At 52.9% G+C, this 24,920-nt stretch carries 27 protein-coding genes and 1 tRNA gene; 13 read left to right on the plus strand and 15 right to left on the minus strand.

Annotated elements, in window-relative coordinates:
- The first annotated feature begins 292 nt into the window (after positions 1-292).
- The 5 genes from rplM to J9253_RS19230 all read left to right on the plus strand — a co-directional run bounded on the left by rplM (position 293) and on the right by J9253_RS19230 (position 6,934).
- Positions 293-721, plus strand: a complete 429-nt coding sequence (rplM, locus tag J9253_RS19210) for a 50S ribosomal protein L13 (protein WP_028488364.1) — start codon at positions 293-295, stop codon at positions 719-721.
- 17 nt (positions 722-738) lie between these two features.
- Complete coding sequence (gene rpsI, locus J9253_RS19215) at positions 739-1,131, plus strand: 30S ribosomal protein S9 (RefSeq protein WP_210222449.1); 393 nt, start codon at positions 739-741, stop codon at positions 1,129-1,131.
- A 309-nt stretch (positions 1,132-1,440) separates the two neighbouring features.
- Positions 1,441-2,427 carry a porin gene (locus J9253_RS19220; protein ID WP_210222450.1) on the plus strand — a complete coding sequence of 329 codons (987 nt, stop codon included), beginning with the start codon at positions 1,441-1,443 and terminating at the stop codon, positions 2,425-2,427.
- A 72-nt stretch (positions 2,428-2,499) separates the two neighbouring features.
- Entirely contained in the window at positions 2,500-2,994 is a 495-nt protein-coding gene (locus tag J9253_RS19225; RefSeq protein WP_210222451.1) for a hypothetical protein, read from the plus strand.
- Between the two features lie 85 nt (positions 2,995-3,079).
- Positions 3,080-6,934: a DUF3683 domain-containing protein gene (locus tag J9253_RS19230; RefSeq protein ID WP_210222452.1), complete on the plus strand. Its 3,855-nt coding sequence runs from the start codon at positions 3,080-3,082 to the stop codon at positions 6,932-6,934.
- A gap of 1 nt (position 6,935) precedes the next feature.
- Here the strand turns inward: J9253_RS19230 and J9253_RS19235 are convergent, their stop codons facing one another.
- On the minus strand, positions 6,936-7,271 hold the full coding sequence (locus J9253_RS19235) for a PGPGW domain-containing protein (RefSeq protein ID WP_228291437.1): 336 nt from the start codon (positions 7,269-7,271) through the stop codon (positions 6,936-6,938).
- A gap of 109 nt (positions 7,272-7,380) precedes the next feature.
- A complete protein-coding gene (locus tag J9253_RS19240) occupies positions 7,381-8,574 on the minus strand; it encodes an ammonium transporter (RefSeq protein WP_210222453.1) in 1,194 nt (397 codons plus the stop codon).
- A gap of 304 nt (positions 8,575-8,878) precedes the next feature.
- Here J9253_RS19240 and J9253_RS19245 point away from each other — a divergent pair, with 304 nt between their 5' ends.
- The gene (locus J9253_RS19245; protein ID WP_210222454.1) at positions 8,879-9,316 is read left to right on the plus strand and encodes a hypothetical protein; all 438 of its coding nucleotides are present in this window, start codon (positions 8,879-8,881) and stop codon (positions 9,314-9,316) included.
- A gap of 51 nt (positions 9,317-9,367) precedes the next feature.
- Here the strand turns inward: J9253_RS19245 and J9253_RS19250 are convergent, their stop codons facing one another.
- The 5 genes from J9253_RS19250 to J9253_RS19270 all read right to left on the minus strand — a co-directional run bounded on the left by J9253_RS19250 (position 9,368) and on the right by J9253_RS19270 (position 13,132).
- Positions 9,368-9,994, minus strand: coding sequence for a DUF302 domain-containing protein (locus tag J9253_RS19250; protein WP_210222455.1), 627 nt, complete (start codon positions 9,992-9,994; stop codon positions 9,368-9,370).
- 81 nt (positions 9,995-10,075) lie between these two features.
- Positions 10,076-10,480, minus strand: coding sequence for an SCP2 sterol-binding domain-containing protein (locus J9253_RS19255; protein WP_210222456.1), 405 nt, complete (start codon positions 10,478-10,480; stop codon positions 10,076-10,078).
- A 103-nt stretch (positions 10,481-10,583) separates the two neighbouring features.
- Positions 10,584-11,168 (minus strand): hypothetical protein, encoded by a 585-nt coding sequence (locus tag J9253_RS19260; RefSeq protein ID WP_210222457.1) that lies wholly within the window; start codon positions 11,166-11,168, stop codon positions 10,584-10,586.
- 146 nt (positions 11,169-11,314) lie between these two features.
- The gene (gene tpx, locus J9253_RS19265; protein WP_210222458.1) at positions 11,315-11,809 is read right to left on the minus strand and encodes a thiol peroxidase; all 495 of its coding nucleotides are present in this window, start codon (positions 11,807-11,809) and stop codon (positions 11,315-11,317) included.
- A 51-nt stretch (positions 11,810-11,860) separates the two neighbouring features.
- A complete protein-coding gene (locus J9253_RS19270) occupies positions 11,861-13,132 on the minus strand; it encodes an O-acetylhomoserine aminocarboxypropyltransferase/cysteine synthase family protein (RefSeq protein WP_210222459.1) in 1,272 nt (423 codons plus the stop codon).
- Positions 13,133-13,276: 144 nt separating this feature from the next.
- Between J9253_RS19270 and J9253_RS19275 the strand changes: the two genes are divergently transcribed.
- Together J9253_RS19275 and mutM are read left to right on the plus strand one after the other, a co-directional pair.
- Positions 13,277-14,428: an RNA-guided endonuclease InsQ/TnpB family protein gene (locus tag J9253_RS19275; RefSeq protein ID WP_210222460.1), complete on the plus strand. Its 1,152-nt coding sequence runs from the start codon at positions 13,277-13,279 to the stop codon at positions 14,426-14,428.
- Between the two features lie 110 nt (positions 14,429-14,538).
- Positions 14,539-15,351: a bifunctional DNA-formamidopyrimidine glycosylase/DNA-(apurinic or apyrimidinic site) lyase gene (gene mutM, locus J9253_RS19280; RefSeq protein ID WP_210222461.1), complete on the plus strand. Its 813-nt coding sequence runs from the start codon at positions 14,539-14,541 to the stop codon at positions 15,349-15,351.
- Between the two features lie 87 nt (positions 15,352-15,438).
- On the opposite strand, the gene J9253_RS19285 is transcribed toward mutM, so the two are convergent.
- The gene (locus tag J9253_RS19285) at positions 15,439-15,633 is read right to left on the minus strand and encodes a hypothetical protein (RefSeq protein ID WP_210222462.1); all 195 of its coding nucleotides are present in this window, start codon (positions 15,631-15,633) and stop codon (positions 15,439-15,441) included.
- Positions 15,634-15,719: 86 nt separating this feature from the next.
- Here J9253_RS19285 and dusA point away from each other — a divergent pair, with 86 nt between their 5' ends.
- Complete coding sequence (gene dusA / locus J9253_RS19290) at positions 15,720-16,688, plus strand: tRNA dihydrouridine(20/20a) synthase DusA (protein WP_210222463.1); 969 nt, start codon at positions 15,720-15,722, stop codon at positions 16,686-16,688.
- Positions 16,689-16,729: 41 nt separating this feature from the next.
- Positions 16,730-16,805: transfer RNA gene (locus tag J9253_RS19295), tRNA-Asn, on the plus strand.
- Between the two features lie 94 nt (positions 16,806-16,899).
- Here the strand turns inward: J9253_RS19295 and J9253_RS21395 are convergent.
- Both J9253_RS21395 and J9253_RS19305 read right to left on the minus strand, forming a co-directional pair.
- Complete coding sequence (locus J9253_RS21395) at positions 16,900-17,052, minus strand: type I restriction enzyme endonuclease domain-containing protein (protein WP_456121903.1); 153 nt, start codon at positions 17,050-17,052, stop codon at positions 16,900-16,902.
- On the minus strand, positions 17,052-17,633 hold the full coding sequence (locus J9253_RS19305) for a Uma2 family endonuclease (RefSeq protein WP_210222464.1): 582 nt from the start codon (positions 17,631-17,633) through the stop codon (positions 17,052-17,054). Before J9253_RS19305 ends, J9253_RS21395 begins: the two co-directional genes overlap by 1 nt.
- Positions 17,634-17,882: 249 nt before the next feature.
- Between J9253_RS19305 and J9253_RS21065 the strand changes: the two genes are divergently transcribed.
- From J9253_RS21065 to J9253_RS19325, 3 genes are all read left to right on the plus strand, one after another.
- Positions 17,883-18,743, plus strand: coding sequence for an RNA-guided endonuclease InsQ/TnpB family protein (locus J9253_RS21065; protein WP_266097358.1), 861 nt, complete (start codon positions 17,883-17,885; stop codon positions 18,741-18,743).
- Between the two features lie 193 nt (positions 18,744-18,936).
- Entirely contained in the window at positions 18,937-20,307 is a 1,371-nt protein-coding gene (locus J9253_RS19320) for an ISNCY family transposase (protein WP_210222466.1), read from the plus strand.
- 158 nt (positions 20,308-20,465) lie between these two features.
- A complete protein-coding gene (locus J9253_RS19325) occupies positions 20,466-21,488 on the plus strand; it encodes a chorismate transformation enzyme, FkbO/Hyg5 family (protein WP_210222467.1) in 1,023 nt (340 codons plus the stop codon).
- 8 nt (positions 21,489-21,496) lie between these two features.
- On the opposite strand, the gene J9253_RS19330 is transcribed toward J9253_RS19325, so the two are convergent.
- From J9253_RS19330 to J9253_RS21400, 5 genes are all read right to left on the minus strand, one after another.
- Positions 21,497-21,853 carry a hypothetical protein gene (locus tag J9253_RS19330; protein WP_210222468.1) on the minus strand — a complete coding sequence of 119 codons (357 nt, stop codon included), beginning with the start codon at positions 21,851-21,853 and terminating at the stop codon, positions 21,497-21,499.
- 13 nt (positions 21,854-21,866) lie between these two features.
- Positions 21,867-22,241: a P-II family nitrogen regulator gene (locus J9253_RS19335; protein ID WP_210222469.1), complete on the minus strand. Its 375-nt coding sequence runs from the start codon at positions 22,239-22,241 to the stop codon at positions 21,867-21,869.
- Entirely contained in the window at positions 22,238-24,010 is a 1,773-nt protein-coding gene (locus J9253_RS19340; protein WP_210222470.1) for a DUF1538 domain-containing protein, read from the minus strand. The genes J9253_RS19335 and J9253_RS19340 overlap by 4 nt, the downstream gene beginning before the upstream one ends.
- 200 nt (positions 24,011-24,210) lie before the next feature.
- On the minus strand, positions 24,211-24,570 hold the full coding sequence (locus tag J9253_RS19345; RefSeq protein ID WP_210222471.1) for an HVO_A0114 family putative DNA-binding protein: 360 nt from the start codon (positions 24,568-24,570) through the stop codon (positions 24,211-24,213).
- Positions 24,567-24,767 (minus strand): toxin-antitoxin system TumE family protein, encoded by a 201-nt coding sequence (locus tag J9253_RS21400; protein ID WP_407701779.1) that lies wholly within the window; start codon positions 24,765-24,767, stop codon positions 24,567-24,569. Before J9253_RS21400 ends, J9253_RS19345 begins: the two co-directional genes overlap by 4 nt.
- Positions 24,768-24,920: the final 153 nt, after the last annotated feature.

Genomic DNA, 24,920 nt, shown 5'->3' on the forward strand with positions numbered 1-24,920 from the left:
TTTAACACTCCTCCATCCTCCTTTGGTGGTAATTGCGCGGCTCATCTGAGCCGCGTTTTTTTATTGCTTTTTTCTTTGAGGTGGATGCCCTGCGAGTCGCTCGTTTTTTCATGTGTTTGTCTCTTTGATACTTGCCTCCCGTTGTGCGTGAGGCATTTTTTTGTCGGTGGCAGTGCGTTAACACTTGAGAAGTAGCCGCGATTCCCCTAAAATGCCGCGTTTCTTCGTTCCCCCACCTTCTCAAGGTTTGGGGCGGATCGGCAAAACAGATTTAAGAAGTGGATTGAGCAAGATGAAAACATTCAGTGCAAAGCCGGCTGAGGTAAAACGCGATTGGTTCGTCGTTGATGCCGAAGGTAAGGCGCTAGGCCGTTTGGCCTCCGAAGTTGCCCGGCGTTTGCGTGGCAAGCACAAGCCAGAGTACACCCCGCACGTTGATACTGGCGATTACATCGTCATCATCAATGCTGACAAGGTTGGTATCACGGGTAACAAATTCAAAGACAAGACCTATTATCACCATACCGGCTATATCGGTAACATGCGTGCTTTTACCTTTGAAAAAATGCAACAACGTGCGCCAGGCCGAGTGATTGAACTCGCTGTCAAAGGCATGTTGCCAAAAAATCCATTGGGTCGCGCCATGTACCGTAAAATGAAAGTTTACGCTGGCACAGAACATAACCACCAAGCACAGCAGCCGCAAGCGCTGGACTTTTGATCGGGTAGGAATTAGAAATGGCTGAAACACAATATTACGGAACCGGTCGTCGCAAATCTTCATCTGCCCGCGTATTCATGCGCGCAGGTAGCGGTACGATCACTGTTAACGGCAAAGCACTGGGTGATTTCTTCGGTCGCGAAACAGCAAGCATGGTTGTTCGCCAGCCGTTGCATACTGTTAAAATGGCTGAAAAATTTGACATCAAAGTCACGGTTGCGGGTGGTGGTATTACAGGTCAATCCGGCGCTATCCGCCTCGGTATTGCCCGCGCACTGTTGCAATATGATGAAACCCTGCGTGCCGAGCTGAAGTCTGAAGGCTTCCTGACGCGTGACGCTCGTAAGGTTGAACGGAAGAAAGTCGGTTTACACAAAGCACGTCGCGCTACCCAGTTCTCCAAGCGTTAATCTCAACGCATTTTCCGGTTATCCGGGAAGCAATTGGGTACATATCAATAAAGCCACAGCTAATAATACGCTGTGGCTTTATTGCATCTAAGGTCTTGAAATTACAAATACTACCGCTTGTCAGTATCCTGCCGTTTTAGCTTGCAAAACCTGTGGCATTTTTGCAACATTTACTCTAAACTTTGTAGCGTATTTGCAAAAAAGCTGTTGCAAGACGCTGGCAAGGGATGTATAAATACTCCCGTCAGATTGAACAAATCGAAATTAAATCTTAATTGACAGGACAAACCTTCTAATAGGAGTCGACTCATGAAAAAATTACTCGTAATCGCAGTTGCTACTGCACTGATCGCCCCTGCTGTTGCAATGGCTGATACCACCCTGTATGGCAAACTGCACGCTACTGTTGGTACATTGGATACTGGTGCTGATACCGACGCCGACGTTGTTGTTGAAAGCAACACTTCACGTTTCGGTATCAAAGGTTCAACTGAGCTGGATAACGGCTTGGCTGCTACTTATGGCTTAGAAATGGGCGTGGACATTGACGGTGATGCTGCAAGCAACTTGAGCTCACGTAACCAATTCGTTGGCTTGAAAGGCGGCTTCGGTGAAGTTCGCGTTGGTAAGCATGACACCCCAGCTAAACTGGCTACCGCTGGTTTGGATGCATTTGCTGACAACAATCAAGCTGAAATGTTTCGTATCATTGCGGCTGACAGCCATCGTGTAAACAACGCTGTTGCTTATATCAACAAGTTTGGCCCTGTTGGTTTTGCTGTAGCTCACAGCACTGACGTTCTGGGTGAAGACACAGATAACGCGGGTGCAGCAGCAAACAACCCTGCTAACACCGCTATGGTTAACTACAGCAATGGCCCTATTTATGCTGGTTTAGGCTACACTGCTGTTGATAACGTTGGTACTGATGTCAACGTTGGCCTTGGCTATAAGCACGAAGCTGGTCACTTTGCTAACGTTGTTTATGAGCAAGTTGAAGGCGACGGTGTAGGCGCTCCAGCAGTTGCTGGCTTCCCAGGTGGCGTTTCTACTGATACCAACATTTATGTTGCTGGTGGTTTCAAAACTGGTGCTGCAACCTTGAAAGCTGGCTACGGTTCAAGCGATCGTGACACTGGTGGTGAAGAGACCAATACCACTGTTGGTGTTGATTATGCTCTGGGTAAAAAGACCTCTACTTACCTGCTGTGGAATGAGCGTGAAAACGAAGCTCATGCTGTTGATGGTACTGCCAAGATCACTGCTACTCAAATCGGCTTGGTTACTGAATTCTAAGATCCTTCTGGACTTTAGCTGGCAGTTAAAGAAAAGGCTCCTTCGGGAGCCTTTTCTCGTTAAGATTAGCGCATGAAAAAGTTATCAAACCGCGAATGCCAGCCCTGTACCGCCTGTTGTGACGGTTGGGTACAAATGAACATCAAGGGTACGGCTGTCTACCCCGGTTGCCCTTGCCCGCACAGTACGGGTAAAGGTTGTAACGATTACGCCAATCGCCCGCTCGATCCTTGCGACAACTTCAACTGTGGCTGGATCATTCCCAATAGCCCGTTGCCTGACTGGATGAAGCCCGGCGAAGCCAAAGTCATGGTGCTGTTCAACAAATTCCAGTGGCGTGGATTGCCGGTCGATGTGGCGCTTCCTGTCGGCAAACGTATTCCACCCCGCGCCTTGAACTGGTTGAAACAATTCGCCGAACAACACGGTCGACCCTTGGTCTATCTGGAGCAGGAAGTTGTCGATGGCACGTTCCAGAAAGATCAACAAGCCGTTGCGTATGGCCCGCCTGACTTCCAGCAGGAGGTTGCTGCTAAAATTGCCCAAGGCCAGCGTTTGTGGCGTTAAATAATCTCCTTTGTTATAACGGGTTTTTTTCAATGGTGCAGCGCGTTACACTAGGCATCTTTGTACAAGAGCACGCGTAAACGTCATGACAGCTAGCCATCCTATCCGGGAAATTCCTTACAACTACACTTCATTCTCCGACAAGGAAATCGTGCAACGTTTGTTGGGCGACCGCGCTTGGGAAATTCTGCAAGCTTTGCGCGAAAAGCGCGAGACGGGGCTTTCCTCGCACATGTTGTTGGAAATCCTTGGTGATATGTGGGTAGTGCAGCGTAACCCTTACATCCACGACGATTTGCTGGAAACCCGTGAACGTCGCCAATCCTTGATGGATACCCTCAACGGGCGGGTCGAAAAGATCGAGGAACGCGCCAATGGCAATGTCCTGACGCTGGAGTTGATGCAGATTGCCCGCACCGCGCTGACGCAGTTTGCTGAAACCTTCCGTGACGAATATGACTTGCGTGAAAAAGCCCGCAAGCGTCTGCAAAAACTGACCCGTAAGGACAATATCCAGTTCGATGGCCTCGCCCGCGTCTCCCACGTCACCGATGCAACCGACTGGCGCGTAGAACTGCCCTTCGTGGTGTTGACCCCGGATACTGAAGAAGAAATGGCTGGTTTGGTAGGTGAATGCATTGCGCTGGGGCTGACCGTCATTCCGCGTGGGGGCGGCACAGGTTACACTGGCGGCGCTGTACCGTTGGATGCACGCAGCGCGGTGATCAATACCGAAAAGCTCGAATTCCTCAGTGAAGTCCAACACCGCACTAATTTACCGGGTGTGGATAAAAGCGTGGCCATAGTACGTGCCGGGGCAGGGGTGATTACCCGCCGTTTGTCTGATTTGGCAGGCAAGCACGGCTTGGTTTTTGCCGTTGACCCAACCTCGCAGGATGCTTCCACCATTGGCGGCAATATCGCCATGAATGCCGGTGGTAAGAAAGCCGTGCTGTGGGGAACCGCACTCGACAACCTGCTGTCTTGGCGCATGGTCACGCCGGATGCGGACTGGTTGGAAGTGACACGCTTGAACCACAATCTTGGCAAAATCCACGATCAGCAGACGGTGCAGTTTTCCGTACAACGTTTCCAGCCGGACGGCAAAACCCTCAAGGGTGAGCCGCAGATTCTCACGTTTGAAGGGCGCTATTTCCGTAAGGAAGGGCTGGGCAAAGATGTCACCAACAAGTTCCTCGGCGGCTTGCCCGGTATCCAGAAGGAAGGCTGCGATGGCCTGATCACCTCCGGCGAGTTCATTCTGCACCGGATGCCAGATCAAATTCGTACCGTTTGTCTGGAATTCTACGGCACGGATTTGCACGAAGCCGTCCCCGCGATTGTGGAAGTGAAAGATTACCTCGACGGGCGTAACGATGTGCTGCTTTCCGGCCTCGAACACCTCGATGAACGCTACGTCAAAGCGGTGAAATACACCCCGAAAGGCGCACGCGGCATGTTGCCGAAAATGGTGCTGATTGCGGACATTGTAGGCGACGATGAAAAAGCCGTGGCTGAATCGGCTGCCGAAGTGGTGCGGTTGGCGAATGCGCGGAATGCAGAAGGTTTCACAGCAGTCAGCCCGGAAGCGCGTCGCCAGTTTTGGGCTGATCGTTCACGCACGGCGGCGATTGCGGCACACACCAACGCCTTTAAGATCAACGAAGACGTGGTGATTCCGCTGCGCAACCTGGCGCGTTATACCGAAGGCATCGAAACCATCAATATCCGCCAGTCGATGCAAAACAAGCTGCGCATGATTGACGGTTTGCTGGAACACCTTGCCGGTGATTTGCCAGAATTGCGCACCGTGGCGGACTACGAGGCTAGCGCCGAACGCACGTCGATCTGGGCGAACAAACTCACTCATGCCGTGGATTACCTTCAGCAGCGTAAAACCCGTTGGGAAAAGATTCTGGCGAGTTTCGATGAGCCTGCGGCGAATCATCAGGCGTTGCTGGATAGCACGGCACTTGCAGCACAGCGCCCGCAAGACCGGGTGATTGATTTGCTGTTGCGGCGTGAATTGCGGATTTCTTACCGCAAGGAAATTATTCGCCCCTTGCAGGAAATGTTTGCCGGGCGTGAGCTGGAGCCGTTGATGCAAGCGATGGAAAAAATCCACCGCAAGATTCGCACCAGCCGCTTGTTCGTGGCGCTGCACATGCACGCGGGCGATGGCAATGTACACACCAATATTCCAGTGAACTCCAACGATTATGGCATGTTGCACGAAGCCGAGCGCATGGTGGATGCCATCATGGTGTTGGCGCGTGAGCTGGATGGGGTGATTTCCGGCGAACACGGCATCGGCATTACCAAGTTCCAGTATCTGGAAGAGCGCGAAATCCGCGAATTTGCCGAGTATAAGCAGGACATCGACCCGCACGGACACTTCAACAAGGGCAAGTTATTGCAGGGTTCTGGTTTGCAGAATGCCTACACGCCATCGTTACGTTTGGTGGAACGTGAAGCCTTGCTGCTGGAGCACAATGAGCTGGGTGCGCTGAACAATGACATCAAGGATTGCTTGCGCTGCGGCAAGTGCAAGCCGGTGTGCAATACGCATATTCCACGCGCCAACTTGCTGTATTCGCCGCGTAACAAGATTCTGGCGACGGGGCTGATGATTGAGGCGTTCCTGTATGAGGAACAAACCCGGCGCGGGGTTTCGATTCGCCATTTCGATGAAATGAATGATGTGGCTGACCATTGTACGGTGTGTCACAAGTGCCTCAACCCTTGCCCGGTAAATATCGACTTTGGTGAAGTCAGCGTGCGGATGCGCAGTATTTTGCGTGATCTTGGCAAGAAAAAGACCAGCCCGGTGACGTGGGCGTCCATGCAATTTCTGAACATGAAAGACCCGACACAGATTAGCCTGATGCGTACCGGGATGATCAAGTTTGGTTACAAGGCGCAGCGTTTTGCTTACACCTTGGCGAAAAATACGGGGTTGCTGGGTGGGGACAAGCCGCCCGCCGCGACCTTGGGCAAGCCTGCTATCAAGGAACAGGTGATTCAGTTCATCAAAAAGCCGCTGCCGAAGGGGCTTCCGGCGAAAACCACCCGCGCGATGTTGGGGCTGGAAGATGATAGCGTGATCCCGATTTTGCGTGATCCGCTGAAAACGGCGGACAAGCGTGGCGATGCGGTGTTCTATTTTCCCGGTTGCGGTTCGGAGCGCTTGTTCAGTCAGGTGGGTTTGGCAACGCTGGCGATGCTGTATGAAACCGGTGCTACCACGGTATTACCACCGGGTTATTTGTGCTGTGGTTATCCGCAAAATGCCGGTGGTGATTTGAAGAAAGGCACGCAGATTTCCACCGAAAACCGCGTGTTGTTCCACCGGGTGGCGAATGCCTTGAGTTACCTTGACATCAAGACGGTGCTGGTTTCCTGCGGGACGTGTATGGATCAGTTGTTGAAGTATGAATTCGACAAAATTTTCCCCGGTTGCCGCCTGCTCGACATCCACGAATACCTGCTGGAAAAGGGTGTGAAAATGGAAGGTGTCAGTGGTATCCAATACGTTTACCACGACCCGTGCCACACGCCAATGAAGCAGCTTAACCCGCTGAAAGTGACGCAAGCCCTGACAGGTTCCAACGTGGTATTGAGCGACCGTTGTTGCGGAGAAGCGGGGACATTTGCCATCAGCCGCCCGGATATTGCCAGCCAGTTACGCTTCCGCAAGGCTGAAAGCCTCAAAGAGGGTATTAAGGAATTGACCGGTAGTGACATGGCACAAAATGGCAATGTGAAAATCCTCACTTCCTGCCCAGCCTGCCAGCAAGGTTTGTCACGCTACGCCGATGATACCGGGATGGAAACCGATTATATCGTGGTGGAAATGGCTCACTACTTGCTGGGTAAGGATTGGCAGCAAGGCTTTGTGGGCAAAGCCGTGCAGGGCGGGATCGAGAAAGTACTGCTGTAAATCACGGTACTTCAAGCGGTGAATGATGTGATTTTTGACGAATCCAGTTCACCGCTTGGAGTACACCTTTACGCGAGATGAGCCATTTTTCCAATGCAAATTTGCCGGGGAAACTCATGATGCCCAGCGCGATCATGATGGTCAGGATGCCTTGCCCCGGTAGTACCAACATGGCAATGCCCGCCAACAGCACGGGCAACCCGAGTAGATTACGTAGCAAGGCACGTGGTTGCAACAGCACCTGCCACGGGTCTGAATCACGCGGACGGGTGAAATAATCTGTTGGAATCCGTGCAATAAACCACGGTAGCAGCAGCAGGGATAAGACAAAGGTCACGGCAGAGAATATGCCTAACCCGATCAGGATATTTTCCAACAAAAAACCCCAAAGTGATGAACAATGGGGTTGATTGTAAGTCAGTTCCTGCACCTTATGTGCATAATCTTTAGGTATCCGGGTTGGCTTTGATTCTGTGAATACTCAGGTCAGCGCCGTTATATTCCTCTTCCTGCGAGAGGCGGATGCCCAACGTCACCTTGAGAATGCCGTAAACCACAAAACCACCCACGGTGGCGATGCTAATCCCGATCAGCGTGCCGGTCACTTGTGCCCAGAAACTAACGCCGCCGATACCACCCAAGGCTTCCAGCCCAAAGATGCCCGCTGCGATACCGCCCCATGCGCCACAGATGCCATGCAAAGGCCAGACACCCAGCACGTCATCCACTTTCAGCTTGTTTTGCGCCAGAGTAAATGCCCAGACGAACAAGGCACCGGCTACGCCGCCGACAAATAACGCGCCCAGTGGATGCATCAAGTCAGAACCCGCGCATACCGCCACCAAGCCAGCCAAGGGGCCATTGTGAACGAAACCGGGGTCATTCTTGCCTGCAATCAGGGCAGCCAGAATACCGCCAACCATCGCCATCAAGGAGTTGATGGCGACCAGCCCGCTGATGCCACCGATTTTTTGCGCTGACATGACGTTAAAGCCAAACCAGCCAACAGCCAGAATCCACGCACCAATCGCGAGGAAGGGGATGCTGGAAGGCGGATGTGCCGACATCGGCTTGCCATCTTTGGTGTAACGTCCGTGCCGATGCCCCAGCAGAATGACTGCGCCTAAAGCTAACCAGCCACCCATCGCGTGAACCACCACAGAACCGGCAAAGTCGTGGAAAGCGTAGCCAAACATGCCTTTGATCCAGTCCTGTACGCCATACAGGTTGTTCCAGATCATGCCTTCGTAAAAGGGGTAGATCAGTGCGACAATCAGGAACGTGGCAATCAGTTGTGGGTAGAATTTTGCCCGTTCCGCAATACCACCCGAAATAATCGCTGGAATCGCCGCAGCAAAGGTCAGCAGGAAGAAGAACTTGACCAGTTCATAACCATTTTTTTCAGCCAGAATGCTGGCGCTTTCAAAGAAACCAGCCTGATAGGCAACGTAGTAACCGATAAAGAAGTAAGCGATGGTGGAAACTGCAAAGTCCACAATGATTTTAACCAGTGCATTGACCTGATTTTTGTGGCGGACAGTGCCGACCTCCAGAAAGGCGAAACCGGCGTGCATGGCGAGCACCATGACAGCACCCATTAATACGAACAGGGTATCCAACGCGGAAACAAGTTGCTCCATACCAAGTAACCTCGACGACTTGAGCCAATAAAAGATGCACAATCATAACCACTTGTTAATCAATGACTAGAGTAGAATGCACAAAATTGGGGATAGTTAAGTAGTTTTTTGATTTGAAGCTGTTTTTTTGGGGAAAAAGTCACTATGAGCGTGCAATTTTATCCTTAAGCACCAAAAAAGTGCTTTCGATGCACTGTTATTGAAGGTGGTAAAGGTGAGGTGCGTATAGCCTTTGACCAAGCGTTTCGCCACCGGTGTATTTGAGTATATGATTGTCAGGCATAGATACTTTTAGGAACACAGAATGCATACAGTGTCACACATGATCAAACTGGATTGGCTGTCAGCGCCTGCCCTCAGCTTGTTTTTCGGGGGGTTGTTGTGGGTGGTTTCCCTCACTCAAGTTGCTTTTTATACTGATCAAGGCGCCGTGATGGGCTATTGGGTCGGTGCGACCGGTTGGCTAGGGTTTGCGATGTTCCAGTTTGCGTGGTATGCGAATTTGCTGGAATTACTCGGTGTCTTGCTGATGGCGCGTTACCCGAACCGGGCGATGCTGTTGGCGGTGATGGGGGTGATTGTTGCCGGTCATGCTTTCTGGTTTACCGATATTCCGGGGCATGAGATCAAGATGCATATTGTCGGTCTGGGGGCGGGCTTCTGGTTATGGTATGCGAGTATGGTGCTGATAACCTTGGGGGTGATTTTCGGTTCTGGTCAGCCCGAACAGCCTGATGAGTAAGGGTCAGGTTCGCCGGGATCAGAACCGGCGAACCTGAAAACAGTCTGGAAGTTAGAATTCTTCCCCGGTTGAACCTTGTTCCATGATGGATGTAATAATGGTCTGAACGCCTTTGGCTTCTTCCAGCAATTCAGGTGGCAGGGTTTTACCGCCGTAGATCATCATGTCCATATTGAGCGAGTACAGGTTCAATTTGCCCTGTTTGTCTTGGATCAGGGAAATCCGGCAAGGCAGGTAAGCGGAGAATGCATCGCTATAGTCGACCATACGCATGGCTGTTTGCGGGTTGCAGAACTGGTAAATCTTGAGGAAGCGTTGGTCTTTGCCCGTTTCCAATTTGACCTGCTCAGACAGTGGCAACTCGCCCACACCTTTGATATTCAGTTCGTTGGCTTTGAATTTCATGGCCGCTTCGACTTGCTCGGTGGTGACACCCTCTTTTACCGGGTAGGTAACGACGGTAGCATCAGCCGAGTTGCCGGTTTCTTTCAGCTTTTTCCACATATCCATGTAAACCTCTTTGGCTTTGGGGTCGAAGCTGTCGAGTGCTGCTTTTTCAGCGCCGATGTCCATGTCACCCATTTGGCTCATCATGGGGGCAAATTTAGTGTAAGCGAATGCGCCGCCAACAATGGCGACCAAGCCGATCAGGGCCAAGATATTACGGATAAAGTTCATGTGATGTCTCCTCAGCGGGTATAAAAGAAAAGCCATCTAGTGATGGCTTTTCTTCGCAAATTATTCCATAAATATAGGGTGTTATTGCGTGTCGATCTTAGCCATCAGGGCGAAAGATTTGACGAAGGGGCCAGCCATCGCCGGGTTCTTCAGCATTGCGCCGTAATCACCTGACAGGAATTTCAGTTTACCGAAGGTGTAAGCGGTTCCCAGACCGACCATACCCATGGGTTCTTTGGTCCATTTCAGCCAGTCTTTGCGGGCGGCTCGCATATCCCAATCCGGGGTTTCGCCTGCGTAATCGCCAGCACGGACACATTCGCCGTTTTCGACCACAAATACACCTATTGGCTTGTCTTCACCTTTCAGGCCACAGGCGATGATGGAATTAAAGTTGATAGCGGCCAGTTTGTCTTTGACTTCAGGATCGCCGTTCCAGAGATCCTTGAGTTCGTTCATCCAGTCAGCCGAAAAAAGTTGTGGCATGGTTCCTCTCCTAGTGCGCGTTGATAATAACTGTTGTTTCCTTTAGGTGGAGTGTACCAGCAATTTTGGCGTGTTTGAACGGGTTACAGGATTCATGTCGGATTCAACGGCAATTCATCCCTGCTGCCTTATTGCGAAGTTTGGCGGCTTCCTTGAACAAGCTGACGGAGCGCTGCCGATTATTCTGTTTGGAGGCGACCACCGCCTGACTTTCTAGTGCACTCGCCTGACTGAAGAAAGTTTGGCAATTGCCAACAACCCGGTTGGGTTGTGCAAGGGGAGCCACCCGGACAGTGGCGCGTGGTGCAGGTCTGGCGACTACGGGTGCGGCACGTGCTGGCACTGGTGTAGCCCGCTGTGGCACTGGCGCAGCAACCACCACTCGCTGTGGTGGAGTAACTCGCGGTGGTGCGGGTGTAGTAGCCCTTTGTGGCGCAGGTGTAGCGGCTGGTCTGGCAATGCGGGGGGTGATGGGGGTGCTATTGCGCATGGCAATCTGTGCTTGCCGCCGTTGTTGGACGACCCGCTGGTTAGGCGGTGGAATCGGTGGTGGGCGTGTGGCTACCCGAACAACAGTGTTAGCTGTGTTGCCGTAGCAATAAAACGAGGAGGTACATTCAGCAGCAAAAGCCGCTGTGCTACCCACGCCCATCATGAGAGTGAGCAACAGGTGGGGTATGATTTTCATGATCAGTTCCTGATAGTGCATCAGACTGAGTGTAGTCAAGGGGGAATGGGTTTGCTGGTATATGATTGATTTTTATGCTTAAGCATTGAGCGGAAGCCCAACCTACAGATCATTGTGTAGGTCGGACTTTAGTCCGACAACGGCTGTTACGCTGCTGCCAATGCCGCGTCGTAATCAGGTTCTTGGGCAATTTCAGGCACTTGTTCTGTGTAAGTTACTTTGCCATCCTTGACGATGACGACCGCGCGGGACATCAGGCCAGCCAAGGGGCCAGTAGTGATAGTAACGCCGTAGTTACCACCAAAATCAGCGTTGCGGAAGGTGGAAAGGGAAACCACATTTTCCAGACCTTCAGCGCCACAGAAACGGCTGTGCGCAAACGGCAGGTCGGCAGAAATGCACAGTACGACAACGTTGGCGTTGCTGCTGGCGACTTCGTTGAACTTGCGGGTGGAAGCCGCACAGATGCCGGTGTCAACACTGGGGTAAATGTTGAGGATAACGGTTTTACCCGCGAAGTCTTGCAGGCTAACTTCAGACAGGTCGGTTTTGGTCAGGGTGAAGGCTGGGGCATTGCTGCCAACGGCTGGCAGTTCGCCGACGGTTTCAATCGGGTTGCCTTGCAGGGTAATCGTTGCCATGTAAATCTCCTTGGTTGGTAAGGTAAATCGTTAGTTTTCGTTAGTCAGGCATCAAACCACTGCGAATGCCTGTTCGAGGTCAGCAATGATGTCGTCAATGTGTTCAATACCAACGCTCAGGCGGATGCTTTCCGGCCTGACGCCCGCTCGCAATTGCTCGGCTTCGGTCAACTGGCGGTGGGTGGTGGAAGCCGGGTGGCACGCCAGCGATTTCGCATCGCCGATGTTCACCAAGCGCTTGATGATCTGCAATTGGTCGTAGAACTTCACGCCAGCATCAAAGCCGCCTTTGATGCCGAAGGTCATCAGCGAGGCAGGTTTGCCGTCGAAATATTTCAACGCTAAAGCATGATACGGGTCATCTGCCAGCGCCGCAAAATTCACCCACTCAACTTTGGGATGATCTTTCAGGTAATGGGCAACCGCAATGGCGTTGTCGCAATGGCGTTCCATGCGCAAGGCCAGCGTTTCCAGCCCTTGCAGGATCAGGAATGCATTGAACGGTGATAGTGCCGAACCCGTGTTGCGCAAAGGCACGGTACGCGCCCGCCCGATGTAGGCCGCCGCTCCAAAGGCTTCGGTATACACCACACCGTGATAGGAAGGTTCTGGGCTGTTGATGGCTGCGTAGCGCTCTTTGTTTTCCGTCCACGGGAATTTGCCAGAATCCACAATGATGCCGCCCAGTGAATTGCCGTGCCCGCCGATGTATTTGGTCAGGGCGTGCACCACAATGTCCGCACCGTAATCAATCGGGGTACACAGGATGGGGGTAGCAACGGTGTTGTCCACGATGACCGCGACGCCATGTTTGTGGGCGGCAGTGGCAATCGCTTCAATGTCGACGATATTGCCCGCCGGGTTGCCGATGGTTTCGCAGAAAACAGCCTTGGTTTTGGCGTCGATCAGCTTTTCGATGGCTTCCGCACTGTCATTTTCAGCAAAGCGCACTTCAATGCCCAATTTGGGGAGCATGTGCGCAAACAGGGTGTAAGTGCCGCCGTACAATTGCGGGGTGGCGATGATGTTATCGCCCACTTCCGCAATATTGATAATGGCGTAATGGATAGCGGACATGCCGGAGCTAACCACCAGCCCTGCGATACCGCCTTCGAGTGCTGCCACGCGCTGTTCCAGTACGTCATTGGTGGGGTTCATCAGGCGCGTGTAGATATTGCCGGGCACGGCCAGATTGAACAAATCAGCACCGTGCTGGGCATCATCAAATTCGTAGGCCACGGTCTGATAGATAGGCACGACAACCGATTTGGTGGTCGGGTCGGTCGTGTAGCCAGCGTGAAGAGATAGGGTTTCTTTTTTCATCCATCTTGCGCGAGATACCCCGTCCTTCAGGGCGGGGAGGGATAGCGCGTCGGCGTTAGCCGACCCTCTTCTCGCTCCTCTTTTTGGTTAAGCTATCTTGATTAAACACATAGAAATCACACGGTATGAACTATACTGTAAGTTATGCTGGCAAAACGCGCCTACCAATTCCGGTTTTACCCAGACCCGCAACAAGAAAAATTGCTGGCGCAGACGTTTGGTTGTGTGCGTTACGTGTACAACAGCATCTTGCGTTACCGCACGGATGCTTACGATCAGGCTCAGGAAAAGGTCAGTTATCTGGGTGCTAATGCGCGGTTGACAGCCATCAAGAAGCAGCCCGAACGGCTTTTTCTGAACGACGTTTCCAGTGTTCCGCTGCAACAATGCTTGCGGAACCAACAAACCGCGTTCAAGAACTTTTTTGAGGGCCGGGCAAAATACCCTGTCTTCAAATCCAAAAAGCACCGACAGTCGGCAGAATTTACTTACCGTGCTTTTACATTCCGCAACGGTGAGTTGAAGCTGGCGAAGTGCGCTGCGCCGCTGGACATTCGATGGAGCCAGCCACTTCCTGCTGCCCCGACCACTGTCACCGTGTCCAAAGATCAGGCCGGACGCTATTTCGTGTCTTGCTTGTGTGAATTTGAACCCACGCTGTTGCCCGTCACCGACAAAAAGGCTGGCATTGACGTGGGCATCAAGGATTTGTTCGTCACCTCTGACGGTTTTAAGTCCGGCAATCCCCGCCATACCGCCCAACACGCGGCTAAACTGGCGAAGTACCAACGCCGTCTTGCCAAGAAGAAATTCGGCAGCAAGAATCGGCTGAAAGCTAAACGCAACGTTGCCCGTGTTCACGCGAAGATTTCCGATTGCCGGTCGGACAACTTGCACAAGCTGTCCCGCAAACTGATTAACGAGAACCAAGTCGTTTGCGCTGAAAACCTCGCCGTGAAGAACATGATTAAGAACCCGACACTGGCCAAGCACATTGCGGATGCAAGTTGGGGGGAATTTACCCGCCAACTGGCGTACAAAGCCCACTGGGCAGGCAGGACGTATGTCGAGATCGACCGTTTCTTTCCTTCCAGCAAACGCTGTAACGGCTGCGGGTTCGTGAAAGCAAACATGCCGCTGGACGTGCGGTCTTGGGAATGCCTGGAATGTGGCGCAACCCACGACCGTGACGTGAATGCAGCACGTAACATTTTAGCCGCCGGACTGGCGGTGCTAGCCTTTGGAGAGAATGTTAGTGGTGATGGCATTTCGGTGTCGTTGTCCTGTTCTCGATGAATTAGGAATCCCCTTCCTTTAGGGAGGGGAGGAAGTCAAGGTGATCCTCCGTGTTAGAGGCAGAAGGTATAACATAGCCCCCATGAGCTTGACTATAGAAAGGATGCACGATGCCTGAATTGCCAGAAGTGGAAACCACCCGCCGGGGAATCGAGCCGTGGTTGAAGGGGCACACTGTTGCCAAGGTCAATATTCGCCAGCCTAAATTGCGCTGGCCTGTGCCGGACACGATTACCGCGCTGGAAGGGCAGGTGGTGCATGAGTTGACCCGGCGCGGCAAATACATTCTGCTGCATACCGATGCCGGTGTCGGGCTGATCCATTTGGGAATGTCTGGCAGTTTGCGGATTGTGGAGGTAGATTTAGAGCCGCGTAAACATGACCATTTCGATTTGGTGCTGGCAAGCGGTAAGGCGGTGCGTTACCACGACCCGCGACGGTTTGGGGCGTTCCTGTGGGTGCAAGGTGATCCGTTGCAGCATCCCTTGCTATGTGATTTGGGGCCGGAACCGCTGAGTGATGGTTTTGATGGTGATTACCTGTTTGCGCAATCCCGCAACCGCACGGTCAGTGTGAAGGTATTCATTATGAATGCGCATATTGTCGTTGGCGTAGGTAATATCTACGCCAACGAAGCGCTGTTTCTAGCCGGGATAGACCCACGCTGTGCGGCGGGGAGCGTATCCCGCGAACGTTACCTTCAACTGGTGCAAGCTATCCGCCAGATTTTGGCCTATGCCATTGAATGCGGGGGAACAACCTTGCGCGATTTTGTACGGGAAGATGGGACGCCGGGGTATTTCCAGCTTGAGCTGAAGGTTTACGATCGAACTGGGCAGGCGTGCGCGGTCTGCCAAAATCCGATTGTCCAGATCACTCAAGGGCAGCGTTCCACTTGGTTCTGCCCCCTCTGCCAGCATTAATTCATCCCGGTCACTGAGCATAGTCGAAGTGCTGCTCTCTTGGTTGCTGAGTGCAGCCGAAGCATCGCCTTGCGGCTTGCCGCTGAGTCAGTTGCGTCGCGTCCCCCGAATGCTCATATCGGCTTCTTCGAGAATGCCATTTGCCATCAGTTCGCGCACCAATTGACGGCGGATGCCTTTATTTACCCCAATATCCAGACCGATGCGGTAGAAAAGGAAGGATGGAATCCCGATAATGGCTAGCCCAGCCATAAAGTACATAACGATTTCTGTATCCAACATAAAAGCCCCCTACTGATGTGCTGTTTATTTTTTGAGATTGTTTTTTAAGCGAAATAATGTGGATTACTTCAAGATAAGAATATTATATGACTAAGCTGAACAGGAAATTTACCGTAGCGCCGATGTTGGATTGGACTGACCGTCATTGCCGTTATTTTCACAGGTTGCTGACAAAAGAAGCAGTTTTGTACACCGAAATGGTGACAACAGGCGCATTATTGCACGGCGACCCTGAACGCCATCTGCGTTTCAATCAGGAAGAACACCCCGTCGCTTTACAGTTGGGCGGTAGTGAGCCGCCGGAAATGGCGGAATGCGCCCGTTTGGCGGAACGTTACGGTTACGACGAAGTGAACATCAATGTCGGTTGTCCCAGCGAACGGGTGCAAAAAGGCGCGTTTGGTGCGTGCCTGATGGCAGAGCCGCAACTCATCGCTGACTGTGTTGCCGCGATGCAGGCCGCCGTGAACATTCCTGTCACCGTAAAAAACCGTATCGGCATTGATGATCAGGATGACTACGCTGGTTTGCTCGCATTCATCAGCACGGTATCGCAGGCGGGTTGTGAGACCTTCATCATCCATGCCCGCAAAGCGTGGTTGAAAGGGCTTAGCCCGAAAGAGAACCGCGACCTTCCGCCGTTGCGCTATGACCTGGTTTATCAGATCAAGCAGGAATTCCCGCAGCTTGAAATCATTATCAACGGCGGCATTACCACGCTGGAACAATGCCAGCAGCATTTGCAACACGTCGACGGGGTGATGGTGGGGCGCGAGGCTTACCATAACCCGTGGTTACTGGCGCAGGTTGACCCGCTGATTTATGGGGTGGATGCGCCGTTTCTGGAACGTAAAGCGGCATTTGAGGCATTTCTGGATTATGTGCAAGCGCAGCAGACGGCGGGGGTGGCGCTGAACCATATGAGCCGCCATATCCTCGGTTTGTTTCAGGGAATGCCCGGCGCCCGCGCCTTCCGACGGCTGATTAGCGAGAATGCGCATAAGAAAAATGCTGGAATTGCATTATTACGTGAATCACTTGAAAAAATAGCTTGACCTCGCCAATGGAATTTAGCAGAATACGCGCCTTCAACAGTTCCCCGATAGCTCAGTCGGTAGAGCAAATGACTGTTAATCATTGGGTCGGCGGTTCGAGTCCGTCTCGGGGAGCCAATACATTTAAGGGGTTGCATCCATTCAGGTGCAGCCCTTTTTTGTTTTCGCTACTTTTTGCCGTTGTGGAGTCCATCAGGGAGTCCAACTTTCTCTAACCCCTGTACTTCTTGATGTTCTCCGCCTGCGAAAAAATTTCCTTGTAAATTTCATCCCGGTCAACGGATGGATAGCCGTATTCCGCTAGCAGCATAATCAGATCGACTTTTAGTTCGGCCTTGATGTCTTTCTTGCTCCCTTGCGATATTAACCTTGGTCATCATTCAAAAACGCCCAGTCAATACTCAGTTCTGGGAATAAGCCAACGGTCGCCGGTTCATCCAGCCCAAACAGTTGGAATTGCCCGTATTTGCCGTCTTCGCCCAAGGTATACACCATCAGCCAGCGGTCAGTTGGGTGAACAATCCAGTATGCTTTGACCCCATGCCGTTCGTAAAGCTTGCGCTTTTTTTCCATGTCCATAATGGCGGAGGAGGGCGAAACGACTTCAATGATCCAGTCCGGCGCACCGCGACAGCCTTTATCATCCAGTTTGCTACGGTCACAGATGACCGCAATATCAGGTTGGACGGTGGTATCCACTTTGTCGTCGGCTTCCTGTTGGCGTGGCAGACGGACATCAAACGGGGCAACATAAGGGCGACAAGGTTTACCGCGTAAATGTTGCAAAATTTGCGAACCTAATTCCAATACCACATCCTGATGTTGCCGTGACGGTGCAGCCATTGCATACGCCACGCCGTCAATTAGCTCCCAATGTTCACCTTCTGGCCATTTTGCGTAATCGGCGTAGGTGTAGCGTTCCTGTAACTGTTCTGCTGCACTCATTTTTCCGGTTCCCCGTGTGGTTGTGTTAGCCTCAAACATAGCACAAAAGCAGGCGATTATTCCCCATAGCCCAACACCGCCAGATTCTTGCGGATCACTGTATCCAGCCGTTCCGCTTCCTGCATCTGCTTATCAGTAATCGCGTAAAACCTCGTCCTTCAGGGCGAGGATATAAGCGTCTTCGGCTTTCTCTGATGAAGTATCGTTCATCCAGTAGTTTTTTGACATAATACCGCTACACTCTACCCCATGAATCCAGCCACAACCACCTTGAAAACGCTCCAAGTCCGCATCCGTGACAAACACGCGCCGGTGTTGCGTCAGTGGGCGTTTGAGTGCAATCAGGTGTGGAATTTCGCCAATGCTTACACGGCAGAATACAGCAACATTCCCATTCCCGGGGTAGGTTGGGTGCGCAGTAACATCACCGCCTTCGACTTAGCCAAACAGCAGGCAGCGTACAAAAAAGAGCGCGGCTTCACCCTGCATTCGCAAACCGTGCAAGAAGTCACTGAAGCCCACGCGAAAGCCCGAAAACAGTTCAAAAAAGACAAATTGCGCTGGCGGATTTCCGGTGGCTCCCAACGTTCGCTGGGCTGGATTCCCTTCAAGTCGGGTGCGGCGGTTTGGAAGGAAGGACAAGTTCGCTATAACAAGCATTTTTTCAAGGTGTGGGACAGTCACGGTTTGTCACAATACGCCTTCCGTTCCGGTTCTTTTTCCGAAGATGCGCGGGGTCGTTGGTATTTCAATGTGGTGGTGCAAGTTGAGGTCGCCACCCATGAAAGCCAAACCGCGATTGGTATTGACCTTGGCTTAAAAACCACGGCCACCTGTAGCGATGGCACGGTGCTGGAACGCCAGCAGCGTTACCGCAACCTTGAGGTGAAACTCGGCAAAGCCCAACGCGCCCATCAAAAACGGCGCGTCAAGGCTATTCATGCCAAGATCAAACATCAACGCAAGAACGACACCCACAAATTCACCACCGCACTGGTGCAACAGCACGGTGTCATATTCGTTGGCAACGTCAGCAGTGCTGGCCTCGCAAAAACCACGATGGCTAAAAGCGTCTTGGATGCAGGCTGGTTCATCCAGCGCAGCACCTAGCACCAAGGCTGTTAGCGTACTACCGTTGATTTCTGCGGCTTTTGCCAGCATGTTTTTAGTGCTGGCAGGCAAGCGGATGTCAAACCGTTCTAACGTCCTGGCTAGGGTCAGCAATTCTCATTTTGCCCCTCACCCAATAAAATGGCGTAAACTAAACCTATCCCATTGAGATCTGTTCCGGGAGGTGAAGTCGATGAGCTACCCAACCGTTACTGCTGCTGCGCTAACCGCACCGCTCACTTTTGCGGGTATCGTGGAGCAATTGCGCGATACATTCCGCGCCTTCCCCGACTGCCGCAAACCCGGCAATAATACCCGCTATACCTTGGAGGATACGGGTTTGAGTGCTTTTTCGGTGTTTTTCATGCAGTGTGCGTCCTTTCTGGAATACCAGCGGCGCATGGTGGAGAACCAAGAGCGGAGTAATGCACAGACGTTGTTCGGTGTTCATGCCATTCCCTGCGACAATCAAATTCGCCATTTGCTGGATAGCGTGCCGCCGTCAGCCGTTGCGCCTGCTTACCGTTATCTTTTCAATGGGTTGCAACAGAATGGTTATTTGGATAAGTGGCGGGTGCATGACTACGGTTATTTGTTGGCACTGGATGGGACACAGCATTTTTCGTCATCCCACATCCATTGTGAGCAGTGTTTGACGAAGACGCATCACAACGGGACAGTCACCTACTCACACCAAGTGCTGACCCCGATTTTAACAGCACCCGATAAACCGCAGGTGATCCCGTTACCGCCAGAGTTCATCAGCCGCCAAGATGGGCAAACCAAGCAAGATTGTGAAATCAACGCCGCTAAACGCTGGCTGGCTCAGTGGGGCGCGGATTACATCCCGCTGGGCATCACGTTTCTGGGGGATGATTTGTATTGTCACCAGCCCTTTTGCCAAGCAGTCCTGGACGCTGGCGCACAGTTCATTTTCAACTGCAAACCCACGTCCCACACGACCTTATATGAAGAGTTGGAAGGGCTAGAGAAAATCGGCGCGATACGCACCCATCTTGTACAGCGGCGGATGGGAAAGCATTCTGTCACGGATACCTACCGTTTTGCGACGCAGATGCCCTTACGTGATGGGGACGATGCCCTGCGTGTCAACTGGTTCAGTCTCACGAGTGTGCGTGATGATGGTAAGTGCTTATACCATAAAGATTTCGCCACCTCTCACCCTATCACCACCGGCAAGGTCGTCGATCTTGTGAAGGCTGGGAGGTGTCGCTGGAAGATTGAGAACGAAAACAACAACACCCTGAAAACCAAAGGCTACCACTTTGAACACAACTTCGGGCATGGGCAGCAACACCTCGCCAACTTGTTGGCCGCATTAGTGTTATTGGCTTATCTCGTCCATACCGTGATTGACTTGATGGATGAGCGTTTCCGAACTTTACTTCAGAAAATGGGGTCACGCGAACGCTTGTTCGATGACATCAATACGCTCACGACCTTTTTGTGCTTCAAAAGTTGGACGGCTCTGCTGGATTTTATGCTCGTCGGCTTAGAGCGGCGGCATCAAGCGGATGAGATTGAGCAGTGGGTGGTAAAATGAGAATTGCTGGGCTAGGGTAGGGCAACATTGCGCAACATGAGACGGCGTGTATAATGCCAACCCCAGTAATCCCGTGCTTTCCGAGGTTTTCACTTGCTTCATGCCTATCAGTGTAAGTCATTGAAATTTAAAACCCTATTGATTGTTAATCATTTAATTTGAACGACGCAACACCACACCACAACTTGCCACCTTTTACTGTCACGATGTTGCCGGACGCTGATGTCATCGCAGCAGGTCAGGGGCAGAACGTGCTGGCAGCTATCGGTTTCGCTGAGAAAGCGGCGATTCTGGATGCGCAACGCCCCATCTTTAGCGTCGGTTTGCCCTTGCTGGCAGGTACTTCCCGCACGGAACGCTGGCTTAGCTCTACACCTGTCCGCTACGGCAAGCACGCCAGTATTACTTACAGCGAAAACGGCACAGTGCTGTTTGGGCATTTGTTGCTGGAAGAAGCGGATTTCCCCGATTTCCGCATTGCCAGCCAGACGGCTTACCAGCATGTGTTTGAATTGTTGCAGCACGCGGGCTACCCGTGTTTGTTGCGCATGTGGAATTATTTCCCCGCCATCGTCTCGCAACAGGGCGAATTCAACCGCTACCAGACGTTTTGCTTGGGTCGGCAGGATGCGCTGGATGTGTGGGGCAATTTCGATTACGCCCCGCCCGCTGCGACGGCGATTGGTACACAACAGTCAGGCTTGCAACTGTATTTCATCGCTGCAAAAAGTGCGGGGATGCAGTTGGAAAATCCGCGCCAGACCAGCGCATTCCTGTATCCGCGTCAGTATGGCCCCGTCAGCCCGGCTTTTTCGCGAGCGACGGTGAAAGATTGGGGGCAGGGTAAGCACCTGTATATTTCCGGCACGACCAGTATCGTCGGGCATGAAACCTTGCACATCGGCAACCCGGTGGCGCAACTGGAAGAAACCTTACGCAATCTGGAAGCGCTGCTGGGGCATGGCGATACCACCTTGGGTTTGCCGGTCGGTGCGGTGCGCGAGTTGACACAATTGAAGGTTTACCTGCATGATCCGGCGATTTTGCCGCCGGTTCAGGCGGTACTGACGGATTATTTGGCTTCGACTACGCTCAGCCAACGTCCGGTGGAAGTGCTCTACTTGCAAGGCGATGTGTGCCGCGCTGATTTGATGGTGGAAGTAGAAGGCATTTTCGCCTGACCCCGGCCTTAATCCTGCTCTTCGGGTAAATCAGGCAAGACGTGGCGGGTGGCTTGCAGTAACGCGTGCATGTACATCAGCCCGCCATGCGGTTGGTTGATTTCAGCGAACTCATAGATGTATTCAAACAGCTCGTCGGCTTGCGTGGCAGGCACGGCGACGGTCAGCACTTCTTTTTCCGAGGTTTCGCCGATGCCGCGATAGCGTAGCGGGGTCAGGCGTCCGTTGCCGCGTGCGTAATGCACATCGACTGCCGTTAGGCCGCGTTCTTTGGTCAGGGCTTGCATCAGGTGCATTGCCCGGCCTTTGGGCAGGATGCAGGTAATGACTTTGTGGGGTTCCAGTGGCGGTATGATGGATGGCATGGGGAAGCGGCTCCTAGTCCTGCGTTTTGCGTTGGGTCAAGCGCTCGACGATTTCCGGGGGAATGAAAGTGGCAGCCTTTTCTAGTGGTGTGACCCACATGAAGCCCATGCCGGGGGTATCCATATTGCCTGCCAAATACATTTTTTCAAATACCCGGTCAAGCTGGTCGGTGGAAACCACGATATTGATGGTTTCCTTTTCGGCTTCAATCGCTAGACCCATGATACCCAAGCGTTCGCGTACCCCGCGCCCACGGGCGTAATGGATGCTGGCACCTTGCGCCCCGGCTTCCTGCGCGGCTTTGACGATTTCGTCCGCCGTGCCGCGCTGGACGATGGCGGTGATCAGGGCGACATCGGTGAGGACGACGATTTCACGTTTGCTCATGCAGGGTTTACCTTGGCTGCGGTGGGGGGTTTGCTATAGTAGCGTTGCTTGCGGCTGACTTTCCAGCGTATCCACAAACCGGTGGTCATCACCGAGAGGATAGGGCAGATCGACGCCATCGCGAGGATGCCGAAACCTTCAATTGCTTCCACCGCTTTACCGAAGCCCAAACCCATTGCCAAAACCAGCGGAACCGTGACGGGGCCGGTGGTGACGCCTGCGCTGTCCCACGCGATATTCACAAATTCTTCGCTGGAAAAATACGTCAGGATAATCGCCAGCCAGTAGCCGGGAACCAGCAGCCACACGATGCTGAAGCCGAACACGATTTTGGTGACACCGAGGGCAATGCCAAACGCTACCCCAAAGGAGACCGCATACATCAGCACGGCTTTGCGGAAAGCCCCGTTGGTAAGGGTTTCTACCGTTTGCCCCAGTGCATTGAGGGCAGGTTCTGCCAGCGTTGCACCAAAGCCCAGCAGCCACGCGAACGCCAGCGCCAGTGACAGCCCCAGAGCCGCTGCGTAGAGCGGGCTGTGTGTCACCGCCTCTATGCCCATGAAGGCCGCCGGAATCAGCCCGCCGGACTGCCCGCCGAGTTTCGCCAACCCATAGCTCAAACCCAGATTGAACATGACCATGCCAATGACGGCGAGGGTAATACCGTAGGTGATTTTCGCCCGTTCCTGAAGGGGTTCTTTCAGCACGACCCACATGACCAGTAGCAGAAACAGCACCAGTGGCACAATGGCACGCACCCCACTGATGATTTCCAGCCAAGGTGTTTGCGCGTACCAGGCGGGGTCAGGGGCGATGCGCTGGGCATGGTGGGCGGCAGCGATAATGTCAGCAGGCGTGGTGGTGAAATCGAGGTAGAGCGCCAGCAGTTGCACACTGAGGATCGGAAACAGCGACGCAAGGGTGACAATGCCGAAACCCGATAGCGACGATTGCCCTTTACCGGCGGCGGCGGCAATGCCAATGCCCAGCGCCAGCACCAGCGGTACGGTGACAGGGCCGGTGGTAACAGCGCCGCTATCCCACGCCAGCCCGAGGGTTTTGCTGAGTTCGGGGTCAAGCTGCATGTACAGGGTCAGACTGAGGATGGGAAGCAGGGACAGGTAGATCAGCGGTTTCAGGCTCCAGCCGTTGAGCAAGCGCAAGGTTCCCAGCACGGCGGCAGCGCCGACACCGATGCCAATACCCAGCACCAGCATGTCCGCCCAGTCATTCAGCAGGGCGTAAAGGTAGGGGGCGGATTCGACCTGTACGGTTTGCCCGGCGGCTTCCAATGCGCCGATGGCCGGTTCGGCAAAGGTGACACCTATACCCAGCATGAAGGCAATGATTAGCACCACCGGCAGGGTGGCTTTGGCGGGCAGGGTATTGCCGATGGTTTCGCCGAAAGGCATCAGGCCGACTTTCAGCCCTTCCATGAAAAACATCAGGCCGATAATGACCGCAACCAACCCGCCGGTGATAATGCCCGCGTCGGCAACGGCTTGCTGGAGGATGAAGACCTGAAACAGCATCAGGTACGCGGCAAGTGGCACAACCGCTTTCACCTGTTCCAGCAAGCGGGCGCTGATATAGGGCTGGATCAAGCGGTAAGCATCCACCCAACGCAAGCGAATTTTGGGGGCGTGATAGGGGATTTCAGCGCCGTCGGCATCATGCCACACCTTGGGGGTGAGGTTATTGTAGGAAATGCGTTCTTGCTGGAGCGTAATTTCGCGCACAAATGCGCCAAAGCGGATTTCGGTCGGCATATGGTTCCCTGCTGCTTAGCCGTCTGCCCTGACAATACCATAAAAAATAGGTTATTGAGCAATAGTGAAAATTAATCTGTTGGAGTGTCTAATTGCGCAACACCACTGCGAGGCTTGCGCCAAGGGACATTGCGCCCATCAGGCAGAGGGCGAGGAGGGAAAGCCAGGTGGTGAAGGTCATGGTTTACAGCGTATTTGGCTTAAGCCGCTACACTGCTCAAGGTGAAATCAGTATGAATTTTCTGGTAGGGGATACTGATGCCCTTATCATCCTGCTCCACTATACCCAGTGCTTTCAAGGAATTAACGTCATCGTAAATGCGGTGAACATCCCGCTGGGTTTGTCGCGCCAATTCCCGCAGGCTGACTTTCCCCAACCCTTGCAGCTTGCTGATCAGTTCCCAGCGTTTAGGCGTGATGGCGCGGAACAGCGCGGCAGGTGATTCAAATGTCAGGAATTCGCCTGCATATTCGCCACTCTCCCAAGTATTGATAAAACGCTGCTGCATATCCTGTATGGCAGCAGCTTCATCCAGAATGCGGATAGTCAGTGTTTTCATGCTTGTCTCCTGATACGTTGTACGTCCGCGAAAAAATCAGCCATCAGTTGTTCCACCGTTGTGAAAACGTAGGCTTCTTCATGCTCGCCATAATGCCGATGGTCGCCTTTGGGACGTTCGTTGTCGTAGCCTATTACGCGTTTATGTTCCGCATTACCGTAAAAGAGCCGATATTTGTAATGATGCTGACTGCCCAATACGGGTTGGGGGACTTACCATACCACCACTTCGATAATCATCAGTCGTGCGCGAGATACCCCTGCCTTTAGGCATGGGGAGGGATAGCGCGTCGGCGACAGCCGACCCTCTTCTCGCTCCTCCGTTTGGTTTGCTATCTTCGGTTGTTGACT

Origin of the sequence: Thiothrix litoralis (assembly GCF_017901135.1) — a bacterium.
Taxonomy (GTDB): Bacteria; Pseudomonadota; Gammaproteobacteria; order Thiotrichales; family Thiotrichaceae; genus Thiothrix; species Thiothrix litoralis.